Source organism: Xanthomonas campestris pv. phormiicola, assembly GCA_025666215.1.
In the GTDB taxonomy this organism is placed as follows: domain Bacteria; phylum Pseudomonadota; class Gammaproteobacteria; order Xanthomonadales; family Xanthomonadaceae; genus Xanthomonas_A; species Xanthomonas_A campestris_A.
Genome location: CP102593.1, coordinates 4,182,950 through 4,200,621, shown reverse-complemented (window position 1 = coordinate 4,200,621; position 17,672 = coordinate 4,182,950). Strand labels below are relative to the sequence as shown.

16 protein-coding genes are annotated in these 17,672 nt (G+C 70.2%); 8 read left to right on the top strand and 8 right to left on the bottom strand.

Translation table 11 applies throughout. The annotated features are described in order from the left end of the window. Window positions 1–25: 25 nt before the first annotated feature. The gene (locus NRY95_17715; protein ID UYC15525.1) at window positions 26–1,324 is read right to left on the bottom strand and encodes a NupC/NupG family nucleoside CNT transporter; all 1,299 of its coding nucleotides are present in this window, start codon (window positions 1,322–1,324) and stop codon (window positions 26–28) included. 200 nt (window positions 1,325–1,524) lie between these two features. Here NRY95_17715 and NRY95_17710 point away from each other — a divergent pair, with 200 nt between their 5' ends. The 5 genes from NRY95_17710 (at window position 1,525) to NRY95_17690 (ending at window position 6,876) form a co-directional block, all read left to right on the top strand. Then, window positions 1,525–2,496 carry an aldo/keto reductase gene (locus NRY95_17710; protein UYC15524.1) on the top strand — a complete coding sequence of 324 codons (972 nt, stop codon included), beginning with the start codon at window positions 1,525–1,527 and terminating at the stop codon, window positions 2,494–2,496. A 188-nt stretch (window positions 2,497–2,684) separates the two neighbouring features. Beyond that, entirely contained in the window at window positions 2,685–2,885 is a 201-nt protein-coding gene (locus NRY95_17705; GenBank protein UYC15523.1) for a hemin uptake protein HemP, read from the top strand. A gap of 173 nt (window positions 2,886–3,058) precedes the next feature. After that, window positions 3,059–5,275: a TonB-dependent hemoglobin/transferrin/lactoferrin family receptor gene (locus tag NRY95_17700; protein ID UYC15522.1), complete on the top strand. Its 2,217-nt coding sequence runs from the start codon at window positions 3,059–3,061 to the stop codon at window positions 5,273–5,275. Between the two features lie 6 nt (window positions 5,276–5,281). After that, window positions 5,282–5,878, top strand: a complete 597-nt coding sequence (locus tag NRY95_17695) for a Hemin transport protein (GenBank protein UYC15521.1) — start codon at window positions 5,282–5,284, stop codon at window positions 5,876–5,878. Window positions 5,879–5,952: 74 nt separating this feature from the next. After that, window positions 5,953–6,876, top strand: coding sequence for a hypothetical protein (locus tag NRY95_17690; GenBank protein ID UYC18620.1), 924 nt, complete (start codon window positions 5,953–5,955; stop codon window positions 6,874–6,876). A 91-nt stretch (window positions 6,877–6,967) separates the two neighbouring features. Here NRY95_17690 and NRY95_17685 read toward each other — a convergent pair whose 3' ends face one another. The 7 genes from NRY95_17685 to NRY95_17655 all read right to left on the bottom strand — a co-directional run bounded on the left by NRY95_17685 (window position 6,968) and on the right by NRY95_17655 (window position 14,653). After that, the gene (locus tag NRY95_17685) at window positions 6,968–7,399 is read right to left on the bottom strand and encodes an endonuclease (GenBank protein ID UYC15520.1); all 432 of its coding nucleotides are present in this window, start codon (window positions 7,397–7,399) and stop codon (window positions 6,968–6,970) included. A gap of 144 nt (window positions 7,400–7,543) precedes the next feature. Next, the gene (locus NRY95_17680; protein UYC15519.1) at window positions 7,544–8,413 is read right to left on the bottom strand and encodes an ABC transporter permease; all 870 of its coding nucleotides are present in this window, start codon (window positions 8,411–8,413) and stop codon (window positions 7,544–7,546) included. Continuing rightward, window positions 8,410–9,273, bottom strand: a complete 864-nt coding sequence (locus NRY95_17675; GenBank protein ID UYC15518.1) for an ABC transporter ATP-binding protein — start codon at window positions 9,271–9,273, stop codon at window positions 8,410–8,412. The genes NRY95_17680 and NRY95_17675 overlap by 4 nt, the downstream gene beginning before the upstream one ends. 1 nt (window position 9,274) lies before the next feature. Next, on the bottom strand, window positions 9,275–10,333 hold the full coding sequence (locus tag NRY95_17670) for an ABC transporter substrate-binding protein (GenBank protein UYC15517.1): 1,059 nt from the start codon (window positions 10,331–10,333) through the stop codon (window positions 9,275–9,277). 67 nt (window positions 10,334–10,400) lie between these two features. Then, window positions 10,401–11,294 carry a TauD/TfdA family dioxygenase gene (locus NRY95_17665; protein UYC15516.1) on the bottom strand — a complete coding sequence of 298 codons (894 nt, stop codon included), beginning with the start codon at window positions 11,292–11,294 and terminating at the stop codon, window positions 10,401–10,403. Between the two features lie 276 nt (window positions 11,295–11,570). Further along, window positions 11,571–14,054 carry an FtsX-like permease family protein gene (locus NRY95_17660; GenBank protein UYC15515.1) on the bottom strand — a complete coding sequence of 828 codons (2,484 nt, stop codon included), beginning with the start codon at window positions 14,052–14,054 and terminating at the stop codon, window positions 11,571–11,573. Continuing rightward, window positions 14,051–14,653 (bottom strand): ATP-binding cassette domain-containing protein, encoded by a 603-nt coding sequence (locus NRY95_17655; GenBank protein ID UYC18619.1) that lies wholly within the window; start codon window positions 14,651–14,653, stop codon window positions 14,051–14,053. The genes NRY95_17660 and NRY95_17655 overlap by 4 nt, the downstream gene beginning before the upstream one ends. A 125-nt stretch (window positions 14,654–14,778) precedes the next feature. Between NRY95_17655 and NRY95_17650 the strand changes: the two genes are divergently transcribed. From NRY95_17650 to NRY95_17640, 3 genes are all read left to right on the top strand, one after another. Continuing rightward, entirely contained in the window at window positions 14,779–15,444 is a 666-nt protein-coding gene (locus NRY95_17650; protein ID UYC15514.1) for an arylesterase, read from the top strand. A 92-nt stretch (window positions 15,445–15,536) separates the two neighbouring features. Next, window positions 15,537–16,250, top strand: coding sequence for a response regulator transcription factor (locus tag NRY95_17645; GenBank protein ID UYC15513.1), 714 nt, complete (start codon window positions 15,537–15,539; stop codon window positions 16,248–16,250). Window positions 16,251–16,357: 107 nt separating this feature from the next. Further along, complete coding sequence (locus NRY95_17640) at window positions 16,358–17,638, top strand: HAMP domain-containing histidine kinase (GenBank protein UYC15512.1); 1,281 nt, start codon at window positions 16,358–16,360, stop codon at window positions 17,636–17,638. Window positions 17,639–17,672 lie beyond the last annotated feature (34 nt).

The window sequence follows — 17,672 nt, the reverse complement described above, 5'->3', positions numbered from 1 at the left end:
AAGGACTGGGGAAAGGGGAATCGCATCAGCCGAAGTGCGACAGCACGCCGGCGATGGTGGCGGTCATGAAGGTGGCGATCGAGCCGCCCAGCACCGCGCGCAGGCCGAACCGCGCCAGGTCGTGGCGGCGCTCGGGGGCCAGGCCGCCGATGCCGCCGATCTGGATCGCGATCGAGCTGAAGTTGGCGAAGCCGCACAGCGCGTAGGTGGCGATCAGCCGGCCTTCGCTGCTCAGGCTCATGCCCGGGACCTGGCCTTTGACGATCTGCGCCAGCTCGCTGTAGGCGACGAATTCGTTGATCACGACCTTCTGCCCGATCAGCGAGCCGACCGTGGTCGCATCCGCCCACGGCGTGCCGATCACCCAGGCGATCGGCGCCAGTACATAGCCGAAGATGGTCGACAGGTTGGTCGGGCGGCCGATCGCCGCGGCCAGGCCGGTGACGTCGCCGATCCAGGTCAGCGGCGCGTTGACCAGCGCGATCAGGGCGATGAAGGCCAGCAGCATCGCGCCGATGTTCAGCGCCAGGCGCAGGCCGTCGCCGGCACCGGCGGCGGCGGCGTCGATGATGTTGCTGGTGGTCTTCTCCACTTCCATCTTGACCGTGCCGCGGGTCAGCGGCGTGCCGGTTTCCGGAATCAGCAGCTTGGCCACCACCAGCGTGGCCGGCGCGGCCATGATGCTCGCCGCCAGCAGGTGCTTGGCGTAGAACGCCTGTTCCGCCGGGTCGGTGCCGCCGAGCATGCCCACGTAGGCGGCCAGCACGCCGCCGGCGATGTGCGCCATGCCGCCGATCATCATCGTCAGCAGCTCGGACTCGGTCATCTTCGGGATGTACGGGCGCACCGTCAGCGGCGCCTCGGTCTGGCCGATGAACACGCTGGCGCAGACGCTGGTGGTCTCCGCGCCGGACACGCGCATCACCTTGGTGATCGCCCAGGCCATCACCCGCACCACCGCCTGCATCACCCCCAGGTGGTAGAGCACGCCCATCAGCGCGGAGAAGAAGATGATCGTCGGCAGCACCTGGAAGGCGAAGATGAAGCCGTAGGTCTTGGTGTCCATCAGGCTGCCGAAGATGAAGCCGGAACCTTCGTTGACGAAGCTCAGCACCTTCACGAACAGCTGCCCCAGCCAGTCGAAGACCTGGCGTCCGCCGGGCACCAGCAGCACCAGCGAGGCGAAGCCGATCTGCAGGATCAGGCCGGTCGCGACCAGCTTCCAATCCACGGCGCGCTTGTTGTTCGAGCACAGCCAGGTGATCCCGATCAACACCGCCAACCCGAACAGGCCGAAGCCGATCCTCCCCAAACCCTCGACCATCTGCTTCCCCTGGATCGCCGGACCAAAGAGAGGGAGCGTAGTGCAGGGGGTGACGGGCGGCAAGGCAAACCCCGTTCAGCGCCGAAAATCCCATGCGATCCAGACAGTGCGCCGATTGCGGGCGCATGCCGGCGGCCTCGCTACACTGTGCGGCCGCCCGCCGGCCACCTTCGCCGGCTCGCCCAGCAGGAGGAATTCGCATGCATTACCGTCGCCTTGGCGCCACCGGGCTGCAGCTGTCGGCGCTGTCGTTCGGCGCCTGGATCACCTTCGGCGGACAGATCGGCCGCGACGAAGCGCGCAACCTGATCGCCGCCGCGTGGGACCACGGGGTCAACTTCTTCGACAATGCCGAGGTCTACGCGCAGGGCCGCGCCGAGCAGGTGATGGGCGATGTGATCGCCGACCTGCGGCTGCCGCGCGACGGCTATTGCGTGTCCAGCAAGGTGTACTTCGGTGCGGTCGACGCACCGCGCCCGACCCAGCGCGGGCTCTCGCGCAAGCACGTCACCGACGCCTGCCATGCCGCGCTGAAGCGGCTGCGCGTGGAGTATCTGGACCTGTACTACTGCCATCGTCCCGACGCCGACACGCCGGTGGAGGAAACCGTGCGCGCGATGGACGCGCTGGTGCGGCAGGGCAAGGTGCTGTACTGGGGCACCTCCGAATGGCCGGCCGAACGCATCCGCGAAGCGGCGCAGGTGGCGCAGGCGCTCGGCCTGCAGGGGCCGTCGATGGAGCAGCCGCAGTACAACCTGCTGCACCGCCAGCGCGTGGAGCAGGAATACGCGCCGCTGTACGCCGAGCTCGGCCTGGGCACCACGATCTGGTCGCCGCTGGCCTCGGGCCTGCTGACCGGCAAGTACAACGACGGCATCGACCCGGCCTCGCGCCTGGGCCAGGCCGGCAACGCCTGGCTGCACGACGAAGTGATCGGGCCGCCCGCGCAGCGCCGCGTGCAGCGCGCACGCCGTTTCACCGCGCTGGCGGCCGCCGAAGGCGTGGCGCCGGCGGCGCTGGCGATCGCCTGGTGCCTGCGCAATCCGCACGTGTCCACGGTGATCCTCGGCGCCAGCCGCGTCGCGCAGTTGCTCGAGAACTTCGACGCGCTGCCGCTGGCCACGCGCGAAGACCCGGCATGGTGGGCGCAGGTCGAGGCGGCGGTGGCCTGAGCGCGCCTCGCCTCAGGTTCACGGTCTAGGGAGCGCGCTCCGCGGGGACTGGGCGATAGTCGATTCTTAAAAGCTGTCGAAGATCGAATTTCGATTCGTATCTTGAATCTCTATAAACGAGAACGGCTCTTGTTTAATTATCGAGAATCATTATCATCTTCATCGACCCCTGTGTACGGAGCCCGACCATGACCGCTCAACCCGTCCTGTTGCGTCACCCCGAAACCCTGAGCCTGCGCGAGCGTGCGCTGCCGCGCGCGGTCCCGGTGGAAGAGACGATCAGCAGCGAAGCGCTGCTGAAAGGGCGCCGCGAAGTGCTGATCCAGCACGGCGACCGCGTCTATCGCCTGCGCCATACCAGCAACGACAAGCTGATCCTGACCAAGTAAGCCGTGCGGCGCGCCGCGCGCCGCCGGACCACCCGCTCGACACTGCCGCCACCTGGCCGGACCCGATGGGTCCGCCGCGGCCGCCCGCAGTCGCGACCGTTTCTCTCCTCGGCCCCTGCGCCGGCCTGCGTGCCGGCGTGGCCGGGATCTTTCGCGACCCACCGATGACTTCCATGATCCGTACCGCTCCGCTCACCGGCGCGCTGTGGCTGGCCCTGGCCGCCTGCGCGCATGCCGCTCCCGTCGACGCCACCGATGCCGTCGATGCAACCAGTTCCGCCACGCCGCGCGACTTCGACCGCCTGCAGGTCACCGCCACGCGCACCCAGCGCGCCATCGTCGAGGTGCCCAGCAGCGTCGATGTGATCGATCGCGAGCAGATGGACCAGGAGCTGGTGTACGACCTGAAGGACCTGCTGCGCTACAGCCCCGGCGTCTCGGTCACCGGCAACAGCGGCCGCTTCAGCGGCATCGGCGGCATCCGCATCCGCGGCCTGGACGGCAACCGCGTGCTGATCCAGACCGACGGCATCCCGGTCGCGGACACCTTCAGCTTCGGCAGCTATCTCAACGCCAACCGCAACTTCGTCGACATGGAAACGCTCAAGCGGGTCGAGATCGTGCGCGGCCCGGCCAGCTCGCTGTACGGCTCCGATGCGCTCGGCGGCGTGGTCGCCTACGTGACCAAGGATCCGGCCGACTATCTGGCGCCGGGCAAGACCAGCTACGTGGGCCTGAAGTTCGGCTACGAAAGCGAATGGGACGGCCTGTTCGCCGGCGCGCTGGTCGCGTTCGGCGGCGAGCGCTGGAGCGGCATGGCCGCGGTCAGCCACCGCCAGGGCCAGGAAAGCGAGACCCAGGGCGACAACCGCAGCACCGGCGCGGCGCGCACCGCGCCCAATCCGCTCAGCAACGACGGCCGCAGCCTGCTCAGCAAGCTGGTCTACGCGCCGAGCGCGAACCAGCGCTTCAAGCTGACCGTGGAAGGCAACGAGGACTACTCCAGCATCGATGCGCTGAGCAACGTCACCTCCAGCATCCTGTCGCAGCGCGGCCGCGACCATCAGACCCGCGCCCGCGTGTCGCTGGCCCACGAAGTGGACCAGCTCGACACGCTGCTCGCCGACGACCTGCAGTGGCAGCTGTACCGGCAGGACAGCGAAAGCCTGCAGCGCACCGACGAGCGCCGCAGCAACAACACCCTGCGGCACATGGAGCACGACTTCGACCAGCGCCTGTACGGGCTGCAGGCCAACCTGCACAAGCAGGTGGACCAGGGCCGCGTGGTCCACGAGGTCAGCTACGGCATCGACCTGTCGTGGAGCGACACCCACGAAAAGCGCGACGGCTACGCGCAGAACCTGACCACCGGCGCGATCAGCAAGACGGTGGGCGTGGAGACGTTCCCGGTGCGCGATTTCCCGGTCACCGAGACCACCAAGGCCGGCGCCTACCTGCAGGACGAGATGCGCCTGGCCGACGGCCGCTTCAGCCTGATCCCGGGCCTGCGCGTGGACTACTACCGGCTGTCGCCGCAGGTCGATGCGATCTTCGCCGCCGACAACCCCGGCGTGGCCGCGGAGAAGGTCACCGACAGCAACGTCTCGCCCAAGCTCGGCGCGATCTGGCGCATCGACGACGCCTGGTCGCTGTACGCCAACTACGCGCACGGTTTCCGCGCGCCGCCGTACAACGACGTCAACATCGGCTTCACCAATCTGCAGTTCGGCTACACCGCCATCGCCAATCCGGACCTGAAACCGGAGACCAGCAAGGGCGCCGAACTGGGCCTGCGCTACACCGCCACGGCGGGCTATTTCGGGCTGAGCGGCTACTACAACGACTACCGCGACTTCATCGAGTCCTACAGCTTCGTCGGCTACAACGCCGACGGCCTGATGCTGTACCAGTCGCGCAACGTCGATCACGTGGTGATCAAGGGCGTGGAGGCCAAGGCCGGCGTCGATTTCGGCGCGCTGTCCGCGCGCTGGGACGGCTGGTCGCTGCATTCCAGCGCCGCCTATGCGCGCGGCGACAACAAGACCGACGCCACGCCGCTGAACTCGATCGATCCGCTGCGCGGCGTGCTCGGCCTGGCCTACGATCGCCAGAGCTGGGGCGCGCAACTGGTCGGCAGCTTCGTGGCCAAGCAGAAACGCCCGGCGTCGGCGACGTACTACACGCCGTCCGGCTACGCGACGCTGGATCTGCTCGCGCACTGGAACTTCACGCCCGGCGCCAAGCTCAACGTCGGCGTGTTCAACCTGGCCGATCGCCGCTACATCGACTGGAACACCCTGCCCAGCGCGACCCTGGCCAGCAGCGCGGTGCTGGACCGCTACACCGGCGCCGGACGCAACGTCTCGGTCAGCCTGGCGCTGGACTGGTAGCGGCGCATGGGCAAGGCGGCGCCAGCGACCACCGACGCGACCCGGATCGCCGCATCCGCGCCGCTGCCGCGCCCGGCGCAGCTGGCGGCGCTGGGTACCGTGCTATGCCTGTACCGCGCGCAGCTGGGCACCGAGCTGATGGGCTGGAACCATGCGCTGCGCGTCGGCGCGCAGCTCGGCGTGGACAGCGACGGACTGCTCGAAAGCCTGTGTTTCTACGATCGCCAGGAACGCTGCTGCTGGCGCCTGTACCTGCTGCCGGACAGCGATTTCGTCGCCTGGGACGCGTTGCTGTCGGCGTTGCCTGCGGTCCACGGCGGCAGCGCCGATGCCGGTGTCGCCGAACGCCTGTGGCGGCGCGTGGCCGGCCGCCTCAGCGGCGACAGCTGGCGCGCACGCGCGTTGCGCCTGCATGCCAGCGACGGCGAACTGGCGGCCAGCGTCGCCAGCGTGTCGCCGCTGGGCGCCAGCATCGCCCGGCGCATCGCGCGGCTGGAGGCGGCCGAGGGCGAAGTGCTGGTCGACGAGTGCTGCTGCGCCCGCGCCGGACGGCCTGCCGCGCGCCCCGATCCGGAGCGGCCGTGGCCGTTGCTGCGCCTGTAGCGCGGGTTCGCTCTCTTCTCTCTTCAACTCACCTACCGCGACCGATCACGACGATGAAATCACCGCTTCTGCTCATGTTCCCGTGCCTGCTGCTGCTCGCCGGCACCGGCCCCGCCCACGCCCAGGACGCCGATCCGCAACGCGACCGCACCAGCATCCTGGCGATGCAGGGCGAGTACATGGTGGATTTCGCCTTCGACGAGACCGTCCTGCTCAAGCCCGGGTACGAGCGCGCGCCGGCGATGCGCAGCGGCGCCAACGAAGTGGTGATCGTGGTCGAGGACAGCCCGCGCAAGGTGGTGCTGCAGCATCTGCTGGTCGATACGAAGAGCGGCCACGTGACCAAGCACTGGCGCCAGGACTGGAGCTACGAAGCGCCGCAGCGCTTCGAATTCAGCGCCGACCAGACCTGGCAGGTGCGCCCGCTCGCCGCCGCCACGACTCGCGGCGCCTGGACCCAATGCGTGTACGAAGTCAGCGATGCGCCGCGCTACTGCGGCACCGGCCGCTGGGACTACGCCGACGGCCATCCGACCTGGACCAGCGACCTGAGCTGGCGCCCGTTGCCGCGCCGCGAATACACCAAGCGCAGCGACTACAACGCGCTGGCGGTGATCAACCGGCACACGCTGACTCCGGCCGGCTGGACCCACGAGCAGTTCAACACCAAGGTGCTGCGCAAGCCCGACGGCAGCCAGCAGCCGATCGCGCGCGAATTCGGCTTCAACGACTACGTCAAGACCGATGAGGTCGACTTCAGGCCGGCCTACGCCTACTGGAAGGCGACGCAGGGCTACTGGGCCAAGGTGCGCGCGCACTGGGACGCCTTCCTCGGCAAGCCGCCGGGCGTGCACCTGAAGACCAAGCTCGACGGCATGGCGATGATCATGCCGCTGTTCGAGCAGGCCGAGGCGGTGCAGCAGGGCAAGCCGGTGGCCGATGCCAGGATCGCCGCGGTGTTCGCGCAGTGGGTGGAGCCGGCGCCCGCCGAACGCTGAGCGCCGCCGCCGACGCAGGCTCAGGGTGGGAAGGCGGCCAGGACGGCGCCTTCCTTTTTTGCGAGCGCGAGCCGTGCGCGGCGGCGCTGGCCTACAGGTCGGTCACCAGGTGGTAGCTCAAGCCCTTGTACTCGGGCAGGGTGACGATCAGCGGAAAGCCGATGCACAGGCCGCTCAGGTCGAGCCACTGCGGATTGGACGATTCGATCAGGCCGCGCTGCCAGCAATGGCTGAGCCGGGAGATCTCCGCGGCGCGGAGCAACGCGGCGACTTCGTTTTCGCACTCCTCGTACCACACCGCGAGAATCGCGACCGGATCTTCGGTTTGCCCGCGCACGCTGTTGCGCTCGCGCAGGGTCTTGCCCAGCCCATCCAGCGCCTGCGGCGTCGGTGCGGTGGCGATGTAGTACGGGCCGCTGCGGGTCTCGGCCAGGATGCAGGCCAGGTACGGCACGCCGTTGCGCGCGGCGATCTCGCTGGCTGCGGCAGACGCGCTGTGCGGTGGGATCTGGCTTGCCGGCATGGTCCTTGTACTCGCCGATGCTGACCGGGCGCGGGCCGATCTGCGCAGGAAGCGGCAGCGGCAGTCGCAGCGATGCTCGGCGAAGGCAATGGCGGCAGTCAAGTTTTGCGCATGCCCGTGCGGATCGGGCGCGCGCCGCGCGACTCAGCGCTGCATGCCCCAGCGACGCACGGTGAGCCGTTCCAGCACATGGAAGCCGGCGCCTTCCACCAGCAGGCCGAGCAGGATCACCATCGCCAGCCCGGCGAACACGCGATCGGTGTACAGCTCGTTGCGGTTCTGGAAGATGTACCAGCCCAGGCCGCCCTGGCCGGAGGTGGCGCCGAACACCAGCTCGGCGGCGATCAGGGTGCGCCAGGCGAAGGCCCAGGCGATCTTCAGGCCGGACAGGATCGCAGGCAGCGCCGCCGGCACCAGGATCGCGACCACGTAGCGCAACCCGTGCAACCCATAGTTGCGCCCGGCCATGCGCAGCGTTTCCGGCACGCCCTGGAAGCCGGCATAGGTGTTCAGCGCCAGCGGCCACAGCACCGCGTGCACCAGCACGAACACCAGGCTGCCGTTGCCCAGGCCGAACCACAGCAAGGCCAGCGGCAGCAAGGCGATCGCCGGCAGCGGATTGAACATCGCGGTCAGCGTGCCCAGCAGGTCGCGGCCGATCCGGGTCGAGACCGCCAGCGCGGTCAACGCGAAGGCCAGCGCCACGCCCAGCGCATAGCCTTGCGCGAGCATGTGCAGCGAGGCGCCGACGCGGCCGGGCAGTTCGCCCGACCACAGCCCGTCGGCGAACGCGCGTGCGGTCTGCACGACGCCCGGCAGCAGCAGGTCGTCGTGCAGCCAGTGCGCCGCCGCTTCCCACAATCCGGCCAGCGCGAGCAGGATCAGCGCCTGGCGCAGCCAGTCCGGCAGCTGCCGCCGCGGCAACGCCAGCGTCGATGCGGTCGCGACGTAGGCAACGACCGGGCGTTCGTACTCGGCGCGGATCGGCGGCCGCAGCGGCGCGGTGACGCTCATGGCGCGACCTCGCGCAGCGGCGCGCGCCGGCGCAACGGCGCCACGTTGCCGGCGGCCGCCTCAGCGGCACAGGCGTCGTCGCCGGGCGGATCGAACAGCAGCCGGTGGATGCGCTGCGCGGCCTGCTGGAACGGCGCACTGCCGAGACTGGCCGGGCCGAAGCCATGGCTGTTGAGTTCGGCGCGGACCTGGCCCGGATGCGGCGACAGCAGCACGATGCGATTGCCCACCAGCAAGGCCTCGTCGATCGAATGGGTCACGAACAGCAGGGTGAAGCGCAACTCGTCCCACAGGTCCAGCACCTGTTCCTGCATGCGCTGGCGGGTCAGCGCGTCGAGCGCGGCGAACGGCTCGTCCATCAGCAGCACGCGCGGCTGCATCGCCAGCGCCCGCGCGATCGCCACACGCTGCTTCATGCCGCCGGACAAGGTGTGCGGATAGGCGTCGGCGAACGCGGACAACCCGACCTTCTGCAGGTAGTGGTCCGCGCGCTCGGCCGCTTCGCGTCGGCCCAGCTTGCGCGCCGCACGCAGGCCGAAGGCGACGTTCTGGCGCACCGTCTTCCACGGCGCCAGCTGGTCGAATTCCTGGAACACCACCACCCGGTCCGGTCCCGGCGCGCGCAGCGTCTGTCCGTCCAGGCGGATCTGCCCCTCGCTGGGCGTGACGAAGCCGGCGATGGCCTTGAGCAGGGTCGACTTGCCGCAGCCCGACGGGCCGAGCAGCACCAGGCGGTCGGCGGCGTACACGTCGAAGCTGACCTGGTGCGTGGCGCGCACCACGCGCTGCCCGGTGGCGTACTCCAGGCTGACCCGCTCGACCTGCAGCAGCGGCGCCGGGGTCAAGGCGAATGCGCTCATCTCAGCTGCCTCCGGCGACTTGCGCGCTGTCGAAGAAATAGTCCTTGACCGCGCCGGGCGCCTGCTTGATCGCGCCGATCCGGTACAGGAACTGGCCGAGCTTGAGCGTGTTCTGCGGCGCGGTCCTGAACTGCACCTTCGGGTCCTTGAGGATGCGCAGCACCAGCGCGCGATCGATCTTGCCGCCGTTGGCGCGCACGAACAGGTCCGCCGCCTGCTCCGGCTGGCGCTGCACGAAGCTGGCCGCCTCGGCCAGCGCGGCGACGAAGGCCTGGTAGGTCCTGGGGTTGTCGCGGCGGAACTTCTCGGTGGCGTACAGCACCGTGGCCGAGGTGGGGCCGCCTTCGATCGCGTACGAGTCGAGCACGATGTGCGCCTTCGGATTGCGCGCCAGTTCCTGCTCCTGGAACGGCGGGCTGGCGAAGTGCGCGGTGATCTCGGTGCCGCCGCGGATGATCGCCGCGGCCGCGTCCGGATGCGGCAACGCCACCTGCTGCGTATCCAGCCGGTTGTAGGCCTTCTCGCCCCAGCGCTGCGCGCAGGCGTGCTGCAGCAGCCGCGACTGCACCGACACGCCGACCGCCGGTACCGCGATGCGGTCGCGCGGGCCGAAGTCGTCCAGGGTCTTGATCCGCGGATCGTTGCTGATCAGGTAATAGGGGAAGTTGCCCAGCGAGGCCACGCCGCGCACGTTCTGGCGGCCGCGGGTGCGGTCCCACAGCGTGAACAGCGGGCCGACCCCGGCGCCGGCCACATCGATCGAGCCGGACAGCAACGCGTCGTTGGCGGCGGCGCCGCCGGACAGTTGCACGGTTTCCACCACGATGTCGATGCCGGCGGCCTTGCCGTGCTTCTCGATCAGCTTCTGCTGCTGGGCCACGTCCAGCAGCAGGTAGACGATGCCGTACTGCTTGGCGATGCGCAGCCGGCCTTCGGCATGCGCGGACTGGCCGTGCAGCAGCGCGATGGCGAGCAGCGCGGCGGCGAACCAGCGCAGCCGCCGCGACGCGGCGGCGGGCGGCGCGGTGGCCGGGAAAGCGGGCGAATCGAAAGCGGTCATGCGTCGCTCCGTTGTGGGGAAGGGCGGAGTGGCGGGGGGAATGCGCGGTGCCGGCGCTGGCGTCGGCCTAGAACGGCACGTCGCCCTCGATGGTGGTGCGGTGCAGGCGCCGGCGCAGATGGTCCGGGGTGCCGCCGGCCAGGTGGGTGACCGAGCGGTTGTCCCAGAACACCATGTCGTGCGCCTGCCAGCGATGCCGGTAGACCAGCGGATCGGCGCTGCTGTGCGCGAACAGCGCCTGCAGCAGCGCATCGCTTTCGGCCTGCGGCAGGCCGACGATGCGGGTGGTGAAATGCTCGCTGACGAACAGCGCGCGGCGTCCGGTTTCCGGGTGGGTGCGCACGACCGGGTGGCGCACCGGCGCCACCTCGTCGATCTGCGCCTGGGTCAGCGCCGGCCGCCACGGATTGCGCGCGCGCAGCTCCTCGTATTTGGCCAGGTAGCTGTGCTCGGCCAGGCGGCCGTCGACCGCGCGCTGCAGGTCCGGCGTCAGCGTGTCCCAGGCCAGGTGCTGGTTGGCGAACAAGGTGTCGCCGCCCTCGGCCGGCAGCTCCTGCGCCAGCAGCATCGAGCCCAGGCTCGGGGTCGGCTTGTACGACAGGTCCGAGTGCCAGTAGAGCCCGGCGTCGCCCAGCCCGATCGGCTGGCCGTTCTCCTTGATGTTGGACACCACCAGCACTTCCGGCTGCTCGCGCAACTGGAACTGGCGCAGCACGTGGATCTGCAGCGGGCCGAAGCGGCGGCTGAAGGCCACCTGCTGCGCCGGGGTGATGCGCTGGTCGCGGAACACCAGCACGTGGTAGTGCAGGTGCGCGCGATGCAGCAGCGCGAACGTGGCCGCGTCCAGTGGCTGCGCCAGGTCCAGGCCCAGCACCTGCGCGCCCAGCGGCGCGGCGAACGGTTCGATGCGGACTGCCGATGTCGCGGGGGCAGGCCGTGTTGCGGTGGAGGCGCGTGCCATCGTCTGACCTCGTCTGCGAAAGATGCAGCGCCGCGCGCACGGCACGCGGCATCGATTGCACTGTAGGCAGAGGTGGACGCACGTTGAAGCAACGATTCGGATGGTGCTTATACGCAACCGGCATATGGCGCTTGCGCGGGATTCGGGATTGGGGATGCGTAGTGCACCGCCGATTTCTATCGGCGGTGCACATCGTCGCCGCTGGCCGCGAGCACGCGCTGGCCGACGCCCAGGTCCTCGCCAAGCACACGCACGCCGGGCCGCGTCGCAGTGCGCTCAGTGCTCGCGCAGGGCCAGGGCCGGCGGCGTGCGCAGGATGCGGCGCGTGCCCGACCAGCCGGCCAGCAGGCTCAGCAGCACGCCGCCGACTCCGCCCAGCAGCAGCGCCGGCCACGGCGGCGACAGCGCCAGGTCGAACGCCTGCTTGGCCACCACCACGCCGATCCCCGCCGCCGCGCCGACCGCCAGGATCGCCGCGAGCAGGCCGAGCGCGCCGAATTCCACCAGCACCGCGCCGCGCAACTGGCCCCGGCGCGCGCCCAGCGTGCGCAGCACCGCACTGTCGTAGCGGCGCTCGCCGGCGGTGGCCTGCAGCGCCGCCAGCAACACCAGCACGCCGGCCAGCAGGCTGAAGCCCATCACCAGTTGCACCGCCTGCGCCACCTGGTTGATCACCTCGCGCACCCGCCCCAGGATCGCGTCGATGTCCAGCAGCGACACGTTCGGATAGGTGCGGCTGAGGCCGCTCAACTGCGCGGCGGACCCGCGCGGCAGGTGGAACGCGGAGATCAGGTTGTAGGGCGCGTCCTGCACCGCGCCGGCGTTGAGCAACAGGAAGAAATTGACCCGGAACGAATCCCAGTCGGCCTTGCGCACGCTGGTGACGGTGAAACTGCGCTGCTGCTCGCCGAGCAGCAGGGTGATGCGGTCGCCGAGCTTGAGGCCGTAGCGCTGCGCCCAGGCTTCCTCCACCGAGGCTTCCGCCGCGGTGCTGTCGGCGGCCCAGAAACGGCCGGACAGCAGGCGGTTGGCGGCGGGGAATGCATGCCGCCAGGAGAAGTTGATCGGCCGATCGGCGCCATCGCCATCGTCCTCCGGCCCCTGCTCCTGGCGCTGCGGCGGCTTGCCGTTGATCGCCACCAGCTTGCCGGTGCTGAACGGCTCCACCGCCGCGTCGGTCACGCCCAGCCCGCGCAGCGTGCCGAGCACGTGCTCGGCCTGGTCGGGCTGGATGTTCATCAGGAAGTAGTTCGGCGTGTCCGCCGGCAGCCGGTCGCGCCATTGGCCGAGCAGACCCGGGCCGATCACCGCCAACAGCAGCAGCGCGCACAGCGACAGCGACAGCCCGACCAGTTGCACCACGCTCAGCGCGCGGCGCCGGGTCAGCGCCGCCAGGCCCAGCTTCCATGGCCCGCGCAGGCGCGATTGCAGCCGCCGCAGCAGGGCCAGCAACAGGCCGCCGACCGCCGCGGCGAGCGCGGCCAGCAGGGTCAGCCCGCCCAGCACCCAGGCCGCGAGCACGCCATCGCCGGTGGCGTACACCGCCAGCACCACGGTGGCGACCAGCGCGGCGGCGTAGACCAGCAGCGAGGTCGGCGGCAGCGCGGCGAAGCTGCGGTTGAGCACGCGCATCGGCGGCACATTGCGCAGCCGCAGCAGCGGCGGCAGGCCGAAGCCGAGCAGCAGCAACAGGCCGATGCCGGCGCCGGCCAGCGCCGGGGTCGCCTGCGGCAGCGGCAGCCGGTTCGGGATCAGGCTGCCCAGCGCTTCGACCAGGCCGATCTGCGCCAGCATGCCCAGGCCCACGCCGAGCGCGCAGGCGGGAAGCGCCAGCAGCAGCAACTGCAGCGCCAGCGCGCCGAGGATGTCGCGCTGGCGCGCGCCCAGGCAGCGCAGCACCGCCACGCTGTCGATGCGGCGCAGCGCGAAGCGGTTGGCCGCCAGCGCGGTGGCGACGCCGGCCAGCAGCACCGCCAGCAACGCGGTCAGGGCGAGGAAGCGGCCGGCGCGGTCGAACGCGCCGCGCACCCCGCGCTGGGTGTCTTCGATGCCGACCAGGCGGAACGCCTTGGCGCGTGGCGCCAGCCATTCGCGCAACGCGGCGATCTCGCCCGGCGCGCCGGCGAACATCAGCCGGTACGAGGCGCGGCTGCCGGGGCCGAGCAGGCCGGCGGCGTCGACGTCGGCACGGTTGACCAGCAGCGGCGGCGACAGCTGCATCAGTTCGCCTGAAGCGTCCGGCTCGGCGCGCAGCACCCGGGTCACGCGCAGCGTGCCGGCGCCGAATTCCAGGGCGTCGCCGAGCTTCAGCCCCAGCGCTTCGAGCAGGCGCGGATCGGCGTAGGCCTGGCCGCGCGGTGGCGGGCCGGCGCGCTCGCTGCCGGCGCCGGCGGTGTCGCGTGCGACCAGCAAGTCGCCGCGCAACGGATAGCCGACGTCGACCGCCTTGATGTTGGCCATCTGGCTGGCATCGCCATGGAACAGCACGCTGGGAAAGCTGACCAGGCGCGTGTGGCGCACGCCGCGGCGCTGTGCCTGTTCGGCGAACGCGGCGGGGATGTCCTGGCGCCCGGTCACGCCGAGGTCGCCGCCGATCACCTCGGCGGCGCTGCCGGTCAGCGCCAGGGTGACGCGATCGACCAGGGTGCCGACCGCGGTCATCACCGCCACGCCGAGCACCAGCGCGGCGAACACGGTCAGCAGGTCGCCGGCGAACAGTTCGCGGCGCAGCGCGCGCGCGGCGTGGCGCAACACGTTCATGCGTCGGCCACCGCTTCGGCCTGGCGCAGGCGCCCGCGGTCGAGCCGGTAGCGGTGTTCGCAACGTTGCGCCAGGCGCAGGTCGTGGGTGACCAGGACCAGGGTGGTGTCGCTGCCGGCGTTGAGCGCGAACAGCAGGTCGCTGATCTGCTGGCCGGTGGCCTGGTCGAGGCTGCCGGTGGGTTCGTCGGCGAACAGGATCCGCGGCCGCGCCACGAACGCGCGCGCCAGCGCCACGCGCTGCTGCTCGCCGCCGGACAGTTGCCGCGGGTAGTGCCGCGCACGGGCGGTCAGGCCGACCGCCTCCAGCACCTCGCGCACCCGCGCCGGGTCCTCGCGCCCGGCCAGCTCCAGCGGCAATGCGATGTTTTCGGCGGCGGTCAGCGACGGCAGCAGGTGGAAGCTCTGGAACACGAAGCCGACCTCGCGCGCGCGCAGCGCGGCGCGCGCTTCCTCGTCCAGCGCGTTGAGCGACTGCCCGGCGAGCACGATCTCGCCACGCGTCGGCAGGTCCAGGCCGGCGAGCAGCCCGAGCAGGGTGGTCTTGCCGGAACCGGAGGCGCCGACGATGGCGACGCTGTCGCCTTCACCGATGGTCAATCCGACGTTGTCGAGAATGTGGACCGTGCCCTCCGGTCCGCTGACGGATTTGCCGACATCGCGCACGTCGATCGCGATGCCGGTGCGGGGAGTGGGGGCCAGACTGTCGATGAGGAAATCTCCGGATGCGTGGCAACGATACGAAAGGAACGCCTGCCTGGACGCGCAGCGCCTGGCTCTGGGCCTGTCTGGCATGGTGTCTGCTGCTGCCCGCCATCGCCTGTGCCAAAGGTGCGGCGGGGCCGGTGCTGGTGGTCGGCGACAGCCTCAGCGCCGCGCACAACATTCCGGTCCAGTCCGGCTGGGTGGCGCTGCTGGAGCGCCGCCTGCAACAACAGATGCAGGCGCCACCGGCCGTAGTCAATGCCAGCATCAGCGGCGAGACCTCCTCGGGCGCGCTGACCCGGCTGCCGGCGCTTCTGCAGAAGCACCGGCCGGCGGTGGTGGTGATCGAACTCGGCGGCAACGATGCCCTGCGCGGGCTGACCCCGGCGGAGCTGCGCGGCAATCTGGAGAAGATGATCGTGCTCAGCCGCAACGCCGGCGCGAAGGTGCTGTTGCTCGGCATCGACGTGCCGCCGAACTACGGGCCAGCCTACCGCCAGCGGCTGCGCACGGTCTACGCCGACCTGGCCAGGCAATACCAGACCGGGCTGCTGCCGTTCCTGCTGGAGGGCGTGGCGCTGAACCCGGCGCTGATGCAGGACGACGGCCTGCATCCCACCGCCGCCGGCCAGCCCAAGGTGCTGGACAATGTGTGGCCCAAGCTCAAACCCTTGATCGGCGGGTGATTTCTGCGCCGCTCAGGCAGATGAAGCGTTCTTCACGCCGTCACCACCGGGCTTCCGGCATGTTTCACAAAGCTGAAGACTGAGGAAGCTCTATGCGTCAGACCAAGGAAACCTCCGGACTCGTTCTGGTCGTCGAGGACAACCGCAACATCTCCGAAATGATCGGCGAGTACCTGGAAGGCCGCGGATTCGAAGTGGATTACGCCTGCGACGGCCTGGACGGGTATCGCCTGGCCGCGGAGAACAGTTACGACGTGGTGGTGCTGGACCTGATGCTGCCACGCCTGGACGGCATCGAAGTGTGTCGCCGTTTGCGCAACGACGCGCGCAAGTCCACGCCGGTGCTGATGCTGACCGCGCGCGACACGCTCGACGACAAGCTCACCGGCCTGGGTTTCGGCGCCGACGACTACCTGACCAAGCCGTTCGCGATCCAGGAACTGGAAGCGCGGCTGCGCGCGTTGATCCGCCGCGAGCGCCGCCAGGTGGGCTCGGAAGTGCTGAAGGTGGCCGACCTGGTGCTGGACCCGGTGAGCATGCGGGCGACCCGTGCCGGCACCGAGCTGCAGCTGTCGCCGATCGGCCTGCGCCTGCTGACCATCCTGATGCGCGAATCGCCGCGCGTGGTCACCCGCCAGGAGATCGAACGCGAGATCTGGGGCAACGGCCTGCCGGACTCGGACACGCTGCGCAGCCATCTGTACAACCTGCGCAAGATCATCGACAAGCCGTTCGACCGGCCGCTGCTGCACACCGTGCAGAGCGCCGGCTACCGCATCGCCGACATCGCCCAGCCGATGAGCTGAGCGGTGCCGGTCGCGCCCCGCGGCAGGCCTCCGGAACGGGGCCTGCTTGCACGGTGGATTCACGATCCGCCCTCCTATAATCGCGGCGAAAAGAAACGGAAGCTGTAATGCCGCACGGTTTGCCGCGCAAAGTCCGCCTGGCCCTGATCGCACGCATCGTGTTCGCGGGCTGCATCGTCGCGTTGGGCAGCTATCTGGTGGTGGCGGTGGTGCAGCACTCGCTGGTGGGCTCGGTGATGCGCGAGGAAGCCGCGCACTACTGGCGCCTGTACGCGCAATCCCCATCGCAGCCGCCACCGAACAGCCACACCTTGCGCGGCTATCTGGTGCCGGCCGGGCAATCGGATGCGGCGGTGCCGGCGAATGTGCGCGGCCTCAAGCCCGGCCTGCACGAGAACCGCCCCGGTGGCGAGATGGTGCTGGTCGACGACACCAGGGCCGGACGTCTGTACCTGGTGTTCCTGCGCGCGCAGGCGCAGCGCCTGGCCTTCTGGTTCGGCATCGTGCCGGTGCTGCTGACCCTGATCGCGGTGGTGGCGGTGGGATGGCTGACCCACCGCGCCTCGCGGCGGCTGCTGTCGCCGGTGAACTGGCTGGCGCGGCGCGTGTCGCAGTGGGATCCGCGGCACCCGTCCACCGCCGACCTGGCGCCGGAAAACCTGCCGGCCGACGTGCAGGGCGAATCGCGGCAGCTGGCCGCCGCGCTGCACGCGCTGGCCTTGCGCGTCACCGACCATGTGGCGCGCGAACGCAACTTCACCCGCGATGCCAGCCACGAATTGCGCACGCCGCTGACCGTGATCCGCGTCGCCAGCGACATCGCGATGACCGATCCGGACCTGCCGCCGCGGCTGAGCCGCAGCCTGCAGCGCATCCAGCGCGCCGGCCGCGACATGGAAGCGGTGATCGACGCGTTCCTGATCCTGGCGCGCGAAGCGGACGTGGTGCCGCAGAGCGAGACCTTCGAGGTCGCCGAGGTGGTCGAGTACGAGGCCGAGAATGCGCGCGAGCTGCTGACCGGCAAGCCGGTGACGCTGACCGTCAAGGTGCTCGCCGTCGCCCGCCTGCATGCGCCGCCGCGGGTGCTGCATGTGGTGGTCAGCAACCTGCTGCGCAATGCCTGCAGCTATACCGACGCCGGCAGCATCGAGGTCGAGGTCGGCAGCGACCGGATCAGCATCCGCGACACCGGCATCGGCATGTCCAGCGAAGCGCTGCAGCGCGCGTTCGAGCCGTTCTTCCGCGCCGAGCCGGATCGCCCGCAGGGCACCGGGCTGGGCCTGTCGATCGTGCGCCGGCTGTGCGAGCGCTTCGGCTGGCGGATCGGGCTGGAAAGCGCCGAAGGCGGCGGCACCACCGCCACGGTCAGGTTCGATCCGGCCAGGTGAGCGGCGCTGGCGCGACCCGCCTTCGGCGGAGCGT

What these genes read in the sequence shown, in the direction of transcription:
- NRY95_17710 (UYC15524.1), top strand. Translation starts at nt 1,525, where the DNA reads ATGCATTACCGTCGCCTTGGCGCCACCGGGCTGCAGCTGTCGGCGCTG.
- NRY95_17675 (UYC15518.1), bottom strand. Translation starts at nt 9,273, where the DNA reads ATGAGCGCATTCGCCTTGACCCCGGCGCCGCTGCTGCAGGTCGAGCGG.
- NRY95_17640 (UYC15512.1), top strand. Translation starts at nt 16,358, where the DNA reads ATGCCGCACGGTTTGCCGCGCAAAGTCCGCCTGGCCCTGATCGCACGC.
- NRY95_17705 (UYC15523.1), top strand. Translation starts at nt 2,685, where the DNA reads ATGACCGCTCAACCCGTCCTGTTGCGTCACCCCGAAACCCTGAGCCTG.
- NRY95_17690 (UYC18620.1), top strand. Translation starts at nt 5,953, where the DNA reads ATGTTCCCGTGCCTGCTGCTGCTCGCCGGCACCGGCCCCGCCCACGCC.
- NRY95_17670 (UYC15517.1), bottom strand. Translation starts at nt 10,333, where the DNA reads ATGACCGCTTTCGATTCGCCCGCTTTCCCGGCCACCGCGCCGCCCGCC.
- NRY95_17695 (UYC15521.1), top strand. Translation starts at nt 5,282, where the DNA reads ATGGGCAAGGCGGCGCCAGCGACCACCGACGCGACCCGGATCGCCGCA.
- NRY95_17700 (UYC15522.1), top strand. Translation starts at nt 3,059, where the DNA reads ATGATCCGTACCGCTCCGCTCACCGGCGCGCTGTGGCTGGCCCTGGCC.
- NRY95_17680 (UYC15519.1), bottom strand. Translation starts at nt 8,413, where the DNA reads ATGAGCGTCACCGCGCCGCTGCGGCCGCCGATCCGCGCCGAGTACGAA.
- NRY95_17715 (UYC15525.1), bottom strand. Translation starts at nt 1,324, where the DNA reads ATGGTCGAGGGTTTGGGGAGGATCGGCTTCGGCCTGTTCGGGTTGGCG.
- NRY95_17665 (UYC15516.1), bottom strand. Translation starts at nt 11,294, where the DNA reads ATGGCACGCGCCTCCACCGCAACACGGCCTGCCCCCGCGACATCGGCA.
- NRY95_17685 (UYC15520.1), bottom strand. Translation starts at nt 7,399, where the DNA reads ATGCCGGCAAGCCAGATCCCACCGCACAGCGCGTCTGCCGCAGCCAGC.
- NRY95_17645 (UYC15513.1), top strand. Translation starts at nt 15,537, where the DNA reads ATGCGTCAGACCAAGGAAACCTCCGGACTCGTTCTGGTCGTCGAGGAC.
- NRY95_17650 (UYC15514.1), top strand. Translation starts at nt 14,779, where the DNA reads ATGCGTGGCAACGATACGAAAGGAACGCCTGCCTGGACGCGCAGCGCC.
- NRY95_17660 (UYC15515.1), bottom strand. Translation starts at nt 14,054, where the DNA reads ATGAACGTGTTGCGCCACGCCGCGCGCGCGCTGCGCCGCGAACTGTTC.